This window comes from Pseudomonas sp. ICBG1301, assembly GCF_016918385.1.
In the GTDB taxonomy this organism is placed as follows: domain Bacteria; phylum Pseudomonadota; class Gammaproteobacteria; order Pseudomonadales; family Pseudomonadaceae; genus Aquipseudomonas; species Aquipseudomonas palleroniana.
Genome location: NZ_JAEKGB010000001.1, coordinates 767,954 through 782,989, shown reverse-complemented (window position 1 = coordinate 782,989; position 15,036 = coordinate 767,954). Strand labels below are relative to the sequence as shown.

The window sequence follows — 15,036 nt, the reverse complement described above, 5'->3', positions numbered from 1 at the left end:
CCCATGCCCGCTGAATTGATCGTCGACGCCCGCAACACCGTGGGCGAATGCCCAGTCTGGGTACCCGAGGAACAGGCGCTGTACTGGGTCGACATTCCCAACGGCGGCCTGCAACGCTGGAGCGCCGCCACCGGCCACCTCGCGGCCTGGAAAGCCCCGCAAATGCTTGCCTGCATCGCACGTAGCAATGCCGGCAACTGGGTTGCCGGCATGCAAACCGGATTTTTCCAACTCACCCCGCACAACGACGGCAGCCTCGACACCACCCCCTTGGCGACCGTCGACCACCCGCGCGCGGACATGCGCCTGAACGATGGCCGCTGTGATCGCCAGGGCCGCTTCTGGGCCGGCAGCATGGTCTTGGACATGGGCCTTGGGGCCGCCGAGGGCACTCTTTATTGCTTCGCCGCAGGTGCAACGCCGCAGGCTCAGCTAAGCGGGTTTATCACCCTCAACGGCTTGGCCTTCAGCCCCGATGGGCGCACGATGTATGCCTCGGACTCGCACCCGTCGGTGCAGCAGGTCTGGGCGTTCGATTACGATCTGGAGAGCGGCACACCGTCCAATCGCCGCGTATTCATCGACATGCACGCGCACCCCGGCCGCCCCGACGGCGCGGCCGTCGATGCCGACGGCTGCTATTGGATCTGCGCCAACGACGCAGGCTTGGTCCACCGCTTCACCCCCGAGGGCCGCCTCGACCGCTCGCTCAGCGTGCCGGTGAAAAAACCCAGCATGTGCGCGTTCGGCGGCAGTCGCCTGGACACCTTGTTCGTCACCTCGATTCGGGACGACCACAGCGAGCAGTCCCTGGCCGGTGGCGTGTTCGCCCTCAACCCCGGTGCCCAGGGTTTACCCGAACCTGCCTTTGCGTGTCACAAGCCTGGGTGACGCTGACACCTGGTGAGCGGCGTGGCCTCAAGGCGGGCTGTTTTTCAAGCGCCCCGCGGTGTCGATACTGACGACCACCGACAACCCCGGCCGCAGCCGCTCGCTCTCGGCCTGGTCGGGGTCGACCGTAATCCGCACCGGCACGCGCTGGGCGATCTTGACGAAGTTGCCGGTGGCGTTATCGGCCTGCAACAGGCTGAACTCCGAACCGGTCGCCGGGGAAATATGCTGCACCGTGCCATGAAACTTGCGGTGGTTCAGCGCGTCCACGGTGAAGGTTACCGGCTGGCCGACCTGCACGTTGTCCATCTGGGTTTCTTTCATATTGGCGATCACCCACAACTGCGGGGGCACCAGGGCCATCAACTGCGCGCCGGAATTGACATAGGCGCCAAGGCGCACGCCAATCTGCCCCAACTGGCCGTCACGCGGCGCGGTGATGCGGGTGTTGGACAGGTCGATGCGCGCCAGCTCCACCGCCGCCTCGGCACTGGCCACGGCGGCCTCCAGGGAACCGCGATTGACGATCACGGTTTGCAGATCCTGCCGGGCAATTTCCAGGCTGGCCTGGGCTTGGGCCACCGAGGCGAGCGTCTGCGCGTTCGCTGCACGGGTCACGTCCAGCTCGCGCTTGGACACGGAACCGTCGCCAATCAGTTCTTCATTGCGACGCAGGTCGGCAAGGCTCTTGCGCGACTGCGCCTGGCTATCCGCCAACGCGGCCTGGCGCAGCTTGATGGTGGCTTCGGCGCTGTTGCGCTGCTGCACTACATTGGCCAACGCGGCTTTCTGTACCGCCAGTTGGGCCAGTGCCTGGTCGAGGCGCTGCTTGTAGATGCGGTCGTCCAGGCGCACCAGCAGGTCGCCGGCTTTCACGTACTGGAAGTCCTGCACCGGCACCTCAAACACATAACCGCTCAGTTGCGGGCCGATGATCGTCACCTGGCCGCGCACCAGCGCATTTTCAGTGGTCTCCACGGCGCTGCTGAACGGCGGCAATTGCCAGGCATACAACACGATCAGCACACCGACGATGGCAATCGCGGCAAAGCCCAGCGAAGAGACGATGCGCACCCGCAACGAGCGCGGTTCGGTAATGGTCGAGCCCGGTGGGGTGCTGCCTTCCGGGGTCGAGGCAATGGCGTTGGTGGTCGTAGTTGTCGATTCGGTCATGAAGAAACGCCGCTAGGTTGAACGGGAGGAGTGGCTGCTCGGGTGGTACTCATCAGCCATAGGCTGCGCAAAAAGATCCAGGTCATGGTCAGTATCGCGATGATCGCGATCAGCATGAAGACATCGTTGTAAGCCATTACGTTCGCCTCCCGGGTCGCGGCCGTGGCGAGGCTGCGGATGCCCATCAGGTTACGCAATTCCGGGTCGGCGACGATACCGCCATAGGCCGAACCGCCGCTCTGTACCCGTGCGGCCACGCGCGGGTCGAGCAAGGTCAAGTGCTCGACGATCATGCTTGAATGATATTTCTCGCGCACGATCTGGAAGGTGCCGAGCAACGCCGCGCCGATCAGGCCGCCGAGGTTCTGGCAAATGCCGAACATCACCGAAAAACTCACCAGGTTGCGCGGGTTGGTCAGCACGTTCTTCGTGCCCAGCACCATGGTCGGCCCCAGGAAGAACGTACCGCCAAAGCCCAGCAGGAACTGACTGATATACAGGTTCTGCGGCCGGGTCAGGTTGCTGGAAAAACTGTCCATCACCGACCCCGTGGCCATCAGCGCCAGGGAAATCACCAGGGGCATCAACAGGTGCGCGGGGTTGATGGTCAACGCGCTGACCACCAGCCCGGCGATCGCGCCGGCCAGCATGACCACGTACAGCGTGTGCATCTGTTGGTAGCTCATGTTCAACATCTGCATGAACCCCACCGCGCCGGTGGACTGCTCGGACAGCACCATGCGAATCAGGATCACCGCCAGCGCCAGGCGAATCATGGTGCCGCTGCCCAGCCAGCGGGTCATCAGCATCGGGTTGGCGCGGTTATGTTCGATGGCCAGGCCAGCCATGATCAGTATCAGCGAGGCGGCCGAGGCGATGCCGATCCACGGCGCTTCCAGCCACCAGTCGATACGGCCCAGGGACAACACCGCGCACAGCAGCGCCACGCCGCTGGCGAGGATGGCGAAGGTGAGGAAGTCGAGTTTTTCAAAGGTCTTGAAACGGTCGCCCGGCGGCAGCTTGAGCAGGAACACACAACCCAGGCAGATCAGCGCCAAGCCCAGCTCGAACAGGTACAGGCCGCGCCACTCGGCAATCTGCAGCAAGTCTTCGGAGAACAGTCGCGCCAGCGGCAAGGCCAGCTGCGCGGTGCCCAACCCCAGGACCAGGGCTTTGAGGCGCCACTTGGCCGGGAATGCCTGGATCATGTAGTACAACCCCAGGGAACTCAGCGCCGCACCCACCATGCCGTGCGCCGCCCGCACCGCAATGGCCGAACTGAGGTCGTTGACGAACAAGTGGCCGAAGGTCACCAGCGCATATAGCACCAGGAACACTTCGGTAAACGCGCGCAGGCCGAACTGCTGGCGGAACTTCACCAGGAGCAGGTTCATGCACACGTTGGTCATCACATAGGCGGCGGGCAGCCAGGCCATTTCGGCGGTGGTCGCCCCCAGTGCGCCTTGCAGGTATTGCAGGTTGGCGATGACCAGGGCATTCCCCAGCCCCCCGGTGATTGCCACCAGCACGCCCACCAGCGCGAACAGCCAGCGTTTGTGGGTGGGGTGCAGCGGTGTCGACGGCGAACCGGGCAGGCTCGGGCGCTCGTGGGGTTCCCAGGTGTGAGGGGTGTATTTGTCCATTCGATGACCTAGATGAACCGACGGTTGAGGTCGGTAAAAGCACGACTCAGGGATAGTAAACCTGAGAGCCGCTCATCTTGCCATCTTGGGGTGGGGTTCCAGCCAGTCTGTGGCTGCTCGATGCTTCTAAAGCGCACTCCTGATCAGATCCACCCCAGCCAACTCCAGTAAGTCGCCGCAAATACCAGCATCAATCCATATCCCACCAGCGTCACCCAGACCCCGACCTTGGCGAATTGCCTGGCCGTAAACGTCGCCGTGCCCAAGCACACCATGTTCTGCGGTGCATTGATCGGCAGGATGAACCCATAGCTCATGACAAACCCCAGCAGCATGGTCATCCCCAACCGGTTGAACTCCCCCGGCAAGGTCTGCAACACCGCAATCAGGATCGGCAACAACGCCGAGGTCAGGGCCGTGGCGCTGGCGAAGCCCAGATGGATCAGGATCAGGAACGCGCCAAGAATCGCAAACACGCCCAGCGGCCCCACCTGATCCAACCCGGTGTGCGCCACCACCTGCGAACCCAGCCATTGCCCGGCGTGGGTGGTCAGCAGCGCCGTGCCCAGGCTGATGCCCACGCCGAACACAATCACCGTGCCCCACGGAATGCGCGATTGCACATCTTTCCAGGTCATCACGCCCAGGCCCGGCAGCAGCAGGCACACCAGCCCGGCGTAGGTGGTCGACGTGGTGTCGAAATTGTGCAGGCGCCCTTCCGTGGCCCAGGCCAACAACAGCAATACCGACACGGCGAGCAGGCGTTTCTGCGGGCCGGTCATGGGGCCGATGTCCAGCAGCGACTGCGCCACCGCTTCTTTACCGCCGGGGATGCTGTCGGTTTCCGGCGGCAGCAGCTTGAGCACCAGGTACAACAACACGGCCGACATAATCAACGCCCACGGCGCCCCGGCGATCAGCCAGTCGATCCACGACACGCGCTGGCCGAGCATCTTGTCCATGAAGCCGACGCTCAGCAGGTTCTGCGCCGCGGCGGTCTGGATACCGACGTTCCAGATGCTGGTGCCCTGGGCCACCACGATCATGATGCCGGCGGCGATGTTCGAGCGTTTATCGACGCCAAAGGCGGCGATCACGCCCATCATGATCGGCACCACACAGGCACTGCGCGCCGTGGCACTGGGCACCACCAGGCTGAGCAGGATCGTCACGGCAATCGCGCCGAGCAGGATGCGCCGGGTACTGGTACCGACGCGGCTCAGGGTCACCAACGCAATGCGCCGGTCCAGGCCGGTGTGGGTCATCGCCGCCGCAATGAACAACGCGCCCGCCACCAGCGCCAGCGCCGGGTTGGAGAAGCCGGTCAGCGCCATGCTGATAGCCGGGCTGGAGCCGATCAGTTGCGTCGGGTCTTGCAACGAGGGTGCGGTGCCGAGCAAAAACGCCATGAGCGAGGTGATCATGATCGCGCTGGCCTCATAGGACACCGCTTCGCTGATCCACACCACCACGGCAAACGCGAGGATCGCCAGCATGCGCTGCCCAGCCACGGGCAGGTCGGCCGGCAACGGCAACCACAGCACGCCGACCATCACCAGTACGGCGACCACCAGGCCCAGGGGTAACTTGAAGGATGCAGCGGTTGTAGCAGGGGCGTTCATGGGCGGCTCCGGGCCTCTGGATCGGGCCTGGAGCATGAGGCAAAGCGTCGCGTGGCGTGTTGACAGGTATCAACACCCTAGGCCAATAACTGGCTCAACACTGCGCGCAACTTGCCCGGCTTGACCGGCTTGTTCAGCAACGGCGCATCCAGCCGGCGCAACGCGCGGCGGCATTGGTCGGTGCGGTCGGCGGTAATGATCACCGCCGCAATCTTCTGCCCGAAATGCTCGCGCAGGTGCTTGACCACCTCGCACCCCAGCACCCCATGGTCCAGGTGGTAGTCCGCCAGGATCAGCTCCGGCGCCCTGCCCTGCAACGCCAGCAATGCGCCCGCCTGGTCGGTGGCGGTCAGCACTTCGCAGCCCCATTGGCCGAGCAATGCACGCATGCTGTCGAGGATGCTCACTTCGTTGTCGATCACCAGTAAACGCCGCCCCGGCAGCGGGTTGCCGGTCGTCGCTTGCACCGGCAGTTGGCTGATTGCCGCAGGCATCTCGGCGCTCATCGGCACCTCAATACTGAACATCGAACCACGCCCTGGCCAGGACCGCACCGCCACCGGGTGGCCGAGGATTTCGGCGATCCGCTCGACAATCGCCAGGCCCAGCCCGACGCCCTTGCGGTCCGCCGCACGGCCGACGTCGAGCTGGTTGAACTCCAGGAAGATCGCCTCCAGCCGGTCCGCCGCAATACCACGCCCGGTATCCCACACCTCGAGGCGCAGGCGATCGCCCCGGCGACGTGCGCCGAGCAGGATGCACCCCTCATCGGTATAGCGGCAGGCATTGCTCAGGAAGTTACGCAAGATGCGCGTCAACAACCGCAAGTCGCTGCGGATCGCATAGCGGCCGGTGTGCACCCGCAGGTTCAGCCCCGACGCCTGGGCCACCGACTGAAACTCCGAAACCAGCGGCGCAAACAGCTCATCGAGCCGATACACGGCCATGTCCGGCTTGACCGCCGCCTGGTCCAGGCGCGAGATATCGAGCAAGTCCGTCAGCAGGTCCTCGGCGCCTTCCAGCGCCTGGTGCGTACGTTCCACCAGCACCTGCTCGACGCTGGGCAACTGCCGTTCGCGCAACGTGGCGATCAACAAACGGGCGGCATTCAGTGGCTGCAACAGGTCATGGCTGGCGGCGGCGAGGTATTTGTCCTTGCTGCGGTTGGCGGCTTCGGCGGCGTCGCGAGCGTCGCGCAGGTCCTGTTCGATCCGTTCGCGCTGGGCGATCTGCTGTTGCAGGTTGTGGTTGGCTTCCAGCAGTTCATCGGTACGTGCGGCGACCCGCTGCTCCAGCTCGTCGTTGAGACGGATGTAGCGCTTGCGTTCGGCCTCCAGCTCATCCAGGCGTGCAGTGAGTTCCGGGTAATGGCTCTTGCGCGCCGACTGGTCGCCAAGGCCCAGCAACCCGGCGAGGGCGCGCTGCTGGTCGTCAGAGAGCTTCGCCATAGACGACCTCGACGTCACGCTGGCTCGACTCCCGAGGGTTGGTGAGGATGCAGGGGTCGTGCATCGCATGGCGCGACAGGAACGGAATATCCGCCACACGCACCCCATGCAGGCCGAGGGTTTCGTGGAAGCCAATCGCATGTTTCAGCGCGATCAGATGGTCCACCAGGCGCCCGCAGATCTGTCGATGGTTGAGCCCCCGGCAGTCGATGCCGAATGTCTCGGCGATCACCTGGAAACGCTCCGGCGCCGAGTTGTAATTGAACGCCACCACATGCTCCACCAGCACCGCGTTGCACAGGCCATGGGGCAAATCGAGAAACCCGCCCAGGCTGTGGGACATGGCATGCACCGCACCGAGGATCGCATTGGAAAACGCCAGCCCGGCCTGCATGCTGCCGAGCATGATCTTCTCGCGCAGGGCGATATCGCCAGGGTTGGCGATCATCTGCACCAGGTTGCCGTTGATCAGGCGCATCGCTTCCAACGCGTGAGGGTCGGTGAGCGGGCCGTGGCCGGTGGAGACGAACGCTTCGATGGCATGCACCAACGCGTCAATGCCGGTACAGGCTGACAGGAACGGGTCCATGCTGGCAGTGGTTTCCGGGTCGATCAGCGACACATCCGGCACCACCGCCTTGCTGACGATGGAGAACTTCATGCGCTCCTGCTGATTGGAGATGATCACGAACTGCGAGACATCCGCCGAGGTGCCGGCAGTGGTCGGAATCAGGATCAGCGGCGGGCTGGGCACGCGGAGGGTATCCACGCCTTCGAAATCGAGGATGCTACGGCCGTGGGCGACCACAATGCCGATGGCCTTGCCGCAATCCATCGGGCTGCCGCCGCCGATGGCGACAATCACGTCACAGTGGTGTTCACGGTACACCTCGGCACCGAGCATCACTTCCTCGACACGGGGGTTGGGCGAGACGGCGCTGTACAGGCAGTAATCGATGCCGAGCGCTTGCAGGCTGGCTTCGACATCGGCCACCCAACCGGCGGCAATCACGCCGGGGTCGCTGACCACCAGCACCTTGCGTGCGCCGAAGGTCTTGGCGTAATTACCGACGTTGTGCCGGCAGCCGGCACCAAAGATGATTTCAGGAGAAACGAATTTACGCAGCGGGCTCAGAGTCTGGCTCATGGGTAAGCCTGTTTTTATTATTCTGGAAGATGCGCTCCACACTAACCCATCCGGCTGCGATTGCAATCAGACCAAAGGGGCATCCTCCACACAGCACCGGCCAGCACAAGGCTGGCCGGCGGTGAATCAACGGCTGGCGAAGTACATGGTCACTTCGAAGCCGATACGCAGGTCGGTAAACGCGGGTTTAGTCCACATGGGCATGTCCTCTTGTTGTGCCGGAAGATCCCGGTCGGGTTATTAATGCATGGGGGGTGTGGGCGGCGAATGCTACTTTCGAAGTAGCGGTTGCAGTGCATTAGTCGCGGATGCAGGCAAATCAAAATGGGAGATGCAGAACCCGCCATGACCCAATGCCACTACCTCGACCAATCCCAACATTGAAATACGGTCCATGTGGGAGGGGGCTTGCTCCCGATAGCAGTGTGTCAGTCAACACCTATGCCACTGACACACCGCTATCGGGAGCAAGCCCCCTCCCACAATGAATTGCATTGCAAGTTGAGGGTTAGAAGAAGCCCAGCGGATTGATGTCGTAGCTCACCAACAGGTTTTTGGTCTGCTGGTAGTGATCGAGCATCATCTTGTGGTTCTCACGCCCCACGCCCGACTTCTTGTAGCCGCCAAACGCCGCATGCGCCGGGTACAGGTGATAACAGTTGGTCCACACCCGCCCGGCCTTGATCGCGCGGCCCATGCGGTAGGCGCGGTTGATGTCGCGGGTCCACAGGCCGGCGCCCAGGCCGAATTCGCTGTCGTTGGCGATCGCCAGTGCTTCGGCCTCGTCCTTGAAAGTGGTCACGCCCACCACCGGGCCGAAGATTTCCTCCTGGAACACGCGCATCTTGTTGTGCCCCTTGAGCAAGGTCGGCTGGATGTAATAGCCGCTGGACAGGTCACCCTCCAGACGCTCGGCCGCGCCGCCGGTGAGCAGCACGGCGCCTTCTTGCTGGGCGATCTCCAGGTAGGACAGGATCTTGTCGTATTGCTGCTGCGACGCCTGGGCGCCGACCATGGTCTCGGTGTCCAGTGGGTTGCCGCGCTTGATCTTGACGATCTTCTTCATCACCTCGGCCATGAACGGCTCGTAGATCGACTCCTGCACCAGCGCCCGCGACGGGCAGGTGCACACCTCGCCCTGGTTGAAGAACGCCAGCACCAGACCTTCGGCGGCCTTTTCAATAAAGGCCGGCTCGGCGCGCATGATGTCTTCAAAGAAGATGTTCGGCGACTTGCCGCCCAGCTCGACGGTGGACGGAATGATGTTCTCGGCGGCGGCATGCATGATGTGCGCGCCCACCGGGGTGGAACCGGTGAAGGCGATCTTGGCGATACGCTTGCTGGTGGCCAGCGCCTCCCCCGCTTCTCGTCCAAAGCCCTGCACGATGTTGAGCGCGCCCGGCGGCAGCAGGTCGCCGATCAGCTCGGCGAACACCATGATCGAAAGCGGCGTCTGCTCGGCGGGTTTGAGCACAATGCAGTTACCGGCCGCCAATGCCGGTGCCAGTTTCCACGCGGCCATCAGCAGCGGGAAGTTCCATGGAATGATCTGCCCGACCACGCCCAGCGGCTCGTGGAAGTGATAGGCCGCAGTGTGCTCGTTGATCTCGGCGGCGCCGCCTTCCTGGGCGCGGATGCAACCGGCGAAGTAACGGAAGTGGTCGGCGGCCAGGGGCACGTCGGCGTTGAGGGTTTCGCGCACGGCCTTACCGTTGTCCCAGGTCTCGGCCACGGCCAGCACTTCGAGGTGTTGCTCAATACGGTCGGCGATTTTCAACAGCACCAAAGCACGATCCTGGGCCGAGGTTTTGCCCCAGGCATCGGCGGCGGCGTGGGCCGCGTCCAGGGCCTTGTCGACATCGGCGGCGCTGGAGCGCGGGAATTCGGCGATCACTTCACCGGTGACCGGCGAGGTGTTGGTGAAATACTCACCCTTGAGCGGCGCGACGAACTCGCCGCCGATGTAATTGCCGTAGCGCGGCTTGAACGTGACGATGGCGCCGGGGGTGCCAGGTTGTGCGTAGATCATGATGAGGCCTCTGTCGGGGTCCGAGCCTGTCGGTCAACAGGCGATGAGCCGATGGTAAAGAGCCCTCGCTGCCGGGCGAATGCGCCGTTGGCAGGAGGGCCCTGGTCATTTGGTCGTAGAACTAGTGCTTGGCCACCAGTTCCTTGGGGAGCTTGAAGGTCCAGAGCATGCCGCCCTGGTTGAAGTCCTTGACCCGCTTGGCCACCTCGCCGCCCCACAGCGGCACCGCGCCGCCCCAGCCGGAGAGCACCGACACGTACTGCTCGCCGTCCATCTCCCAGGTCACGGGTGAGCCGAGCACGCCGGAGCCGGTCTGGAACTCCCAGACTTTTTCCCCGGTCTTGGCGTTGAAGGCTTGCAGGAAGCCTTCCGGCGTACCGGTGAAGACCAGGTTGCCCTTGGTGGTCAGTACCCCGCCCCACAGCGGCGCGAAGTTCTTGTGGCGCCAGACTTCCTTGCCGGTTTTCGGATCGATGGCGCGCAGCACGCCGATATAGTCTTCATTCAGCGGTTTGATAGTGAAGCCCGCGCCGAGGAACGCCGCGCCTTTCTTGTAGGCGATGCCTTCGTTCCAGATGTCCATGCCCCACTCGTTGGACGGCACGTAGAACAGCCCGGTGTCGCGGTTGTAGGCCATCGGCATCCAGTTCTTCGCCCCCAGGAACGCCGGGGCGACAAACACCGAGGTGCCTTTGGTTTCGCTGCCGGGGGCGCCGGGGCGGCTGGCTTCGTTGTAGATCGGGCGGCCATCTTTATCCAGGCCGCTGGCCCAGGTGATCTTGTCGACAAACGGGAAGCCGCGGATGAACTTGCCGTTGGTGCGGTCGAGCACGTAGAAGAAGCCGTTGCGGTCGGCAGTAGCTGCCGCCTTGATTTCCTTGCCGCCTTCGCTGTAGTTGAAGGAAATCAACTCGTTGACGCCGTCAAAGTCCCAACCGTCGTGCGGCGTGCTCTGGAAATGCCACTTGATGCTGCCGTCATCCGGGTTCAGCGCCAGGCGCGAAGAGGAATAGAGGTTATCGCCAGGACGCAGGTGGGAGTTCCACGGTGCCGGGTTGCCGGTGCCGAACAACAACAGGTTGGTTTCCGGGTCGTAGTAACCGCCCAGCCAAGGCGCGGCGCCGCCGGTTTTCCATAGGTCGCCGGGCCAGGTCTTGCCCGGCGCTCCGCCGGAAATGCCGTTTTCCACGGCCTTGCCGTCCTTGTACACGTAGCCCATATGCCCTTCGACTGTGGGCCGGGTCCACAGCAGGTCGCCGTTTTTCGGGTCATACGCTTCGATCTTGCCCACCACGCCGAACTCGCCACCGGCCACGCCGGTAATCAGCTTGCCGTTGATCACCAAGGGCGCAGCGCTGATGGAGTAGCCTTCCTTGTGGTCGGCGACTTTTTTACTCCATACCACTTTGCCGGTGTCTTTGTTCAGCGCCACGAGTTTGGCGTCGAGCGTGCCGAAGAACACCAGGTCGCCATACAGTGCCACGCCCCGGTTGATCACGTCGCAGCACGGGCGAATGTCATCGGGCAGGCGCGCGTCGTATTGCCAGAGTTTCTTGCCGGTGCGCGCATCGACCGCGAATACCCGCGAGTAGGAGCCGGTGAGGTACATGACCCCGTCCTTGACCATCGGCTGCGCCTGCTGCCCGCGTTGTTTCTCGCCACCAAAGGAAAACGCCCAGGCCGGGCGCAGGTCTTTGACGTTGTCGACATTCAGCGTATCGAGCGGGCTGTAGCGCTGGCCCTGGACGCCCAGGCCATTGGTCACGATCTGGCCGGGGTTTTTCGGGTCCTGGAGAATATCCTGATCGGTCACGGCGGCATGGGCCTGGCCGGCCAGCAGAAGGGCACCGAGCAACACACTCAAGGCGAAGGGTTGGCGGCGTGCGGGTTGGGTCATGACGGCTACCTCTGCGGTTTTTTGTTATACCCGGGAAATTTTCCCGGTCTGCCGGCGATTCTTGAGCGCAGCGGCCGCCGTCACAATTGACCGCTGTATCGAGATTGCTAGTTCCTTAGTAGCGGGGCCGGCGTGTCGACCCGTTGCAATTGCTCGCGTTCGTAACGCGGGTACAGGTGGCTGACGCTGCGGATCAGTTCGTAGCGGTTCAGGCTGATCGCGGCGAAACGCTCGGGGATCGGGCTGCGGATCAGCTCGGCCATCTCGCTGCCCTGTGCGGCGCCGTCGCGCAGCAGCTGGTCGAGCCAGGTCAGGTAGTCGCGCATTTGCTCAAGGGGTCGCGTATCGCCGGCGACCGGGCCGTGGCCGGGTACCAGCAGGGTCCAGGGCAAGGCCTGCAGGCGTTCGATATCCGCCAGCCAGGCCGCCAGCCCCGGGCTGTTGGGAGTGGTGAGCGCACGTTGGTAGAACACCAGGTCGCCGGCGAACAGCACACCGGTCTTGCTGTCGAGGATCGCCAGGTCCGCGCCGGTATGCCCGGTGAACGCCAGCAAGCGCAGATCATGGCTGCCGACGCTCAGCACACCCGGTTCGAGCACTTGGGTAGGCAGCAGCACTTCGGTCCCGCGCATCCAGTCACCGACCAGACGGTAGAGGTTTTCAGCCATGCCATCGCCCTGCTCGTGGAGCAAGCGCGTGGTGTCGGCCAGGGCGCCGATCGGCACGGACTTGAACGCCTGGTTGCCCAAGGCATGGTCGGGGTGATGATGGGTCAGCAGCACCTGGATCACCGGTTTGGCGGTGACGCCGGCAATCGCCTGGCGCAGCGCTTCGCCGTAGCGCCTGGACGGCCCGGTGTCGATCACCACCACGCCGGCTTCGGTGACGATGAACGCAGTGTTGACGATGTTGCCGCCATTGGCCTTGTTGAAGTTGTCGGTGCTGCCTTCCAACAGCCAAGTGTCGTCGGCAATCAGACGGGGCTTGAGCGCGTAGTCGAGATCCGCCAGCGCGGGCAGGCTCAGGCACAGGCAACACAGCAGTATCCAGCGCATACCGCGCTCCTTGAGGTCAGGGGATGGCGGCGTCGATCTGGTTGCCGCTGTTGTCCCGTAGCAACAGGCGCGTCGGCCCCGCCCTTTGGATGTCAAATGCCAGGTTGGGGTTTTCGCTGACCGCCGGGAACAACTCAAGCTCAGCCAGTACCTGGTCCTGAGCGTCGCGCAGTTGGGCGTGGTTGAGATAAAACTCCGGGATACCGCTGACTAGGCCATTGTCCATCGGGTGCGCCACCTGCACGCGCACGCGGCTAAACTCACCACGCGGATAACGCCCGCCCAGTACCTCGCCGATATGCTCTTCCCAGCCCGGCTGGGTGCGCACCACACTGGGTGCGGTGCAACCGCCACCGGCCGCGTCGATCAGGGCCGAGCCGACATGCCACATGCCATCATCGGTGAGCACCGCCGCGCGCAGCGGCGTGGCTTGTTCGATACGGATGCGGATCGACAACCACGGCAATACGCCGGCCTTGGGGTGGAAGTCGACGATCTTCGGCAACGGGTTGAGTTCGGCCCAAGCCAGGATGTTCACCACGTGGCCATTTACGGCGCGGGCGTCGATCTCCAGCGGCACCTGCCGCGCATCTTCGGCAAACGGCGGTGCCAGCAGCTTGACCCGCTCGTCGAACACGAACGGTGCATCGCCCAAGAACTGCTGCTGATAAAACGCCCACATCACCGACGGCACCGGGTCCACCTGCGTGGCGTGGGCCGCAAGTGGCAGCCAGCACGCCAACATCAGCCTCAGGCGCCAGTTCATTGGTACATCTCGGGCACTTCATAGCGCAGGCCGTAATGCTGGTAGATGGCTTGCAGCGAGCCGTCGCGGATCAAGCCTTCCAACGCCTCCTCCACGGCATAGGCCAACTGGCGGTTGCTTTCATGCACCGCCATGCCGATCTCCCAGCGTTGTTTGCCCATATTGGGGTAGGCGTTTTCAGCCAAAGCCAGTTGCGGGTCGTGGGCCTCATGCACCTGCCAATCGATTTCACCGCGCATGGCCATCACCGCGTCGATTTTCCCGGCCTTCATCGCCGCAAAGGCCTGGGGTACGCCCGGGTAATGATGGGTCTTGCCGGCGAGCATGCCGTTGAACACCGAGGTGAGGTAGAACGACGGCACGCTGTCGACTTCGACGCCGATGGGGTGCTGTTCGAATACCGCCACACTGGCGACACTGTCCAAGCGCCGACGGTCATAGGCCACCTGCCATTGTTCATTCTGGTAGGGGCCGAACATCACCACCTGGCCGTTTTCCAGTTCGCCCTGGTCGTTGCGCCTTTGCGCATAGTCGTGATCGTAGGGCGCACGCAGCATCAGGTCGGCCAATTGATGATGGTGCAACGGGCTGCCGCGCCAGATGTAGTCGCGCAGGTCGTCGTCGAGCTTCTCCCCGGCGGGCGCCCAGATCAGCGTCAACCGTACGCCCAGGGCCTTGGCCAGCGCCTGCGCGAGCTCCACATCGACCCCGCGCGGCGTTGTGCCCTGTTCGAAGCTGTAGGGGGCGAAGTCCTTGTACACCGCCACTTTCAGCTCACCCGCGGCGATGATCCGGTCATAGCTGCGCACCTGCGCCTGGGCGATCTGGCCGCACAGCAAGCACAGGCCCAGCAGCGCTGCGAACAGGCGCATGGCTTACTCCTCGACGCGCACGGAGTCCAGGTAAGTGCGCACCGCCCACAAAGCCTCCTGGCTCAGGTAGTCGGCCATTTTCGGCATGTACACCCGCCCGTCACGCACTGCGCCATTGCGCACACGTTCCACAAACCACTCATCCCCCGCCTCGCCGGCGTCCAGCAGGCGCAGGTCAGGCGCGATACCACCGGACTTGGCTTCCAGCCCATGGCACGCGGCGCAGTTCTGGTTGTAGGCGGAGGCGCCGATCTCCACGGCTTTATCGTGCTCGGGCGAGGTGCGATAAGGGTTCACGGCAGCCCAGCCGTCAGCGTCGACCGCCACTCCGGCATCCTTGATCGACGTCAGGCCTTTGGTCTCCACCGCTTGCGGCACCACATTGCCATGGGCCAGCGCGGAACCGGCACCGATCACACCGACCAACAGCCCGGCCACGAGCACGGCATTGCGTTTTGTTGTCATTATTTTTGCCCTCAGGATTGCACGCAAA

Annotated in this window: 13 protein-coding genes; 1 reads left to right on the top strand and 12 read right to left on the bottom strand. The window is 63.6% G+C overall.

What is annotated here, in order from left to right; genetic code table 11:
• Nucleotides 1–3: 3 nt before the first annotated feature.
• Nucleotides 4–891: an SMP-30/gluconolactonase/LRE family protein gene (locus JBE38_RS03615; RefSeq protein WP_205343592.1), complete on the top strand. Its 888-nt coding sequence runs from the start codon at nt 4–6 to the stop codon at nt 889–891.
• Nucleotides 892–918: 27 nt separating this feature from the next.
• Here JBE38_RS03615 and JBE38_RS03610 read toward each other — a convergent pair whose 3' ends face one another.
• The 12 genes from JBE38_RS03610 to pedF all read right to left on the bottom strand — a co-directional run bounded on the left by JBE38_RS03610 (nt 919) and on the right by pedF (nt 15,008).
• Complete coding sequence (locus JBE38_RS03610; RefSeq protein WP_205343591.1) at nt 919–2,064, bottom strand: HlyD family secretion protein; 1,146 nt, start codon at nt 2,062–2,064, stop codon at nt 919–921.
• Nucleotides 2,061–3,707 carry an MFS transporter gene (locus tag JBE38_RS03605; protein ID WP_060756782.1) on the bottom strand — a complete coding sequence of 549 codons (1,647 nt, stop codon included), beginning with the start codon at nt 3,705–3,707 and terminating at the stop codon, nt 2,061–2,063. Before JBE38_RS03605 ends, JBE38_RS03610 begins: the two co-directional genes overlap by 4 nt.
• Before the next feature lie 143 nt (nt 3,708–3,850).
• On the bottom strand, nt 3,851–5,329 hold the full coding sequence (locus JBE38_RS03600; protein WP_205343590.1) for a DASS family sodium-coupled anion symporter: 1,479 nt from the start codon (nt 5,327–5,329) through the stop codon (nt 3,851–3,853).
• A gap of 77 nt (nt 5,330–5,406) precedes the next feature.
• On the bottom strand, nt 5,407–6,777 hold the full coding sequence (locus JBE38_RS03595; protein WP_060756784.1) for an ATP-binding response regulator: 1,371 nt from the start codon (nt 6,775–6,777) through the stop codon (nt 5,407–5,409).
• The gene (gene ercA, locus JBE38_RS03590; RefSeq protein WP_104994217.1) at nt 6,761–7,924 is read right to left on the bottom strand and encodes an alcohol dehydrogenase-like regulatory protein ErcA; all 1,164 of its coding nucleotides are present in this window, start codon (nt 7,922–7,924) and stop codon (nt 6,761–6,763) included. The genes JBE38_RS03595 and ercA overlap by 17 nt, the downstream gene beginning before the upstream one ends.
• 126 nt (nt 7,925–8,050) lie before the next feature.
• Nucleotides 8,051–8,122 carry a pyrroloquinoline quinone precursor peptide PqqA gene (gene pqqA / locus JBE38_RS03585; protein ID WP_010209364.1) on the bottom strand — a complete coding sequence of 24 codons (72 nt, stop codon included), beginning with the start codon at nt 8,120–8,122 and terminating at the stop codon, nt 8,051–8,053.
• 310 nt (nt 8,123–8,432) lie between these two features.
• Nucleotides 8,433–9,953: an acetaldehyde dehydrogenase ExaC gene (gene exaC / locus JBE38_RS03580; protein ID WP_205343589.1), complete on the bottom strand. Its 1,521-nt coding sequence runs from the start codon at nt 9,951–9,953 to the stop codon at nt 8,433–8,435.
• A 121-nt stretch (nt 9,954–10,074) separates the two neighbouring features.
• Nucleotides 10,075–11,850, bottom strand: coding sequence for a PQQ-dependent methanol/ethanol family dehydrogenase (locus tag JBE38_RS03575; RefSeq protein ID WP_060756787.1), 1,776 nt, complete (start codon nt 11,848–11,850; stop codon nt 10,075–10,077).
• 107 nt (nt 11,851–11,957) lie between these two features.
• Nucleotides 11,958–12,905 carry a quinoprotein relay system zinc metallohydrolase 1 gene (locus JBE38_RS03570; protein WP_205343588.1) on the bottom strand — a complete coding sequence of 316 codons (948 nt, stop codon included), beginning with the start codon at nt 12,903–12,905 and terminating at the stop codon, nt 11,958–11,960.
• Between the two features lie 16 nt (nt 12,906–12,921).
• Nucleotides 12,922–13,671, bottom strand: a complete 750-nt coding sequence (locus JBE38_RS03565) for a quinoprotein dehydrogenase-associated SoxYZ-like carrier (protein WP_205343587.1) — start codon at nt 13,669–13,671, stop codon at nt 12,922–12,924.
• Nucleotides 13,668–14,543 carry a substrate-binding periplasmic protein gene (locus tag JBE38_RS03560; protein ID WP_205343586.1) on the bottom strand — a complete coding sequence of 292 codons (876 nt, stop codon included), beginning with the start codon at nt 14,541–14,543 and terminating at the stop codon, nt 13,668–13,670. The genes JBE38_RS03565 and JBE38_RS03560 overlap by 4 nt, the downstream gene beginning before the upstream one ends.
• Before the next feature lie 3 nt (nt 14,544–14,546).
• Entirely contained in the window at nt 14,547–15,008 is a 462-nt protein-coding gene (gene pedF / locus JBE38_RS03555) for a cytochrome c-550 PedF (protein ID WP_161549218.1), read from the bottom strand.
• Between the last annotated feature and the right edge of the window lie 28 nt (nt 15,009–15,036).

What these genes read in the sequence shown, in the direction of transcription:
- JBE38_RS03615 (WP_205343592.1), top strand. Translation starts at nt 4, where the DNA reads ATGCCCGCTGAATTGATCGTCGACGCCCGCAACACCGTGGGCGAATGC.
- pedF (WP_161549218.1), bottom strand. Translation starts at nt 15,008, where the DNA reads ATGACAACAAAACGCAATGCCGTGCTCGTGGCCGGGCTGTTGGTCGGT.
- JBE38_RS03610 (WP_205343591.1), bottom strand. Translation starts at nt 2,064, where the DNA reads ATGACCGAATCGACAACTACGACCACCAACGCCATTGCCTCGACCCCG.
- JBE38_RS03560 (WP_205343586.1), bottom strand. Translation starts at nt 14,543, where the DNA reads ATGCGCCTGTTCGCAGCGCTGCTGGGCCTGTGCTTGCTGTGCGGCCAG.
- JBE38_RS03605 (WP_060756782.1), bottom strand. Translation starts at nt 3,707, where the DNA reads ATGGACAAATACACCCCTCACACCTGGGAACCCCACGAGCGCCCGAGC.
- exaC (WP_205343589.1), bottom strand. Translation starts at nt 9,953, where the DNA reads ATGATCTACGCACAACCTGGCACCCCCGGCGCCATCGTCACGTTCAAG.
- ercA (WP_104994217.1), bottom strand. Translation starts at nt 7,924, where the DNA reads ATGAGCCAGACTCTGAGCCCGCTGCGTAAATTCGTTTCTCCTGAAATC.
- JBE38_RS03565 (WP_205343587.1), bottom strand. Translation starts at nt 13,671, where the DNA reads ATGAACTGGCGCCTGAGGCTGATGTTGGCGTGCTGGCTGCCACTTGCG.
- JBE38_RS03570 (WP_205343588.1), bottom strand. Translation starts at nt 12,905, where the DNA reads ATGCGCTGGATACTGCTGTGTTGCCTGTGCCTGAGCCTGCCCGCGCTG.
- JBE38_RS03595 (WP_060756784.1), bottom strand. Translation starts at nt 6,777, where the DNA reads ATGGCGAAGCTCTCTGACGACCAGCAGCGCGCCCTCGCCGGGTTGCTG.
- JBE38_RS03575 (WP_060756787.1), bottom strand. Translation starts at nt 11,850, where the DNA reads ATGACCCAACCCGCACGCCGCCAACCCTTCGCCTTGAGTGTGTTGCTC.
- JBE38_RS03600 (WP_205343590.1), bottom strand. Translation starts at nt 5,329, where the DNA reads ATGAACGCCCCTGCTACAACCGCTGCATCCTTCAAGTTACCCCTGGGC.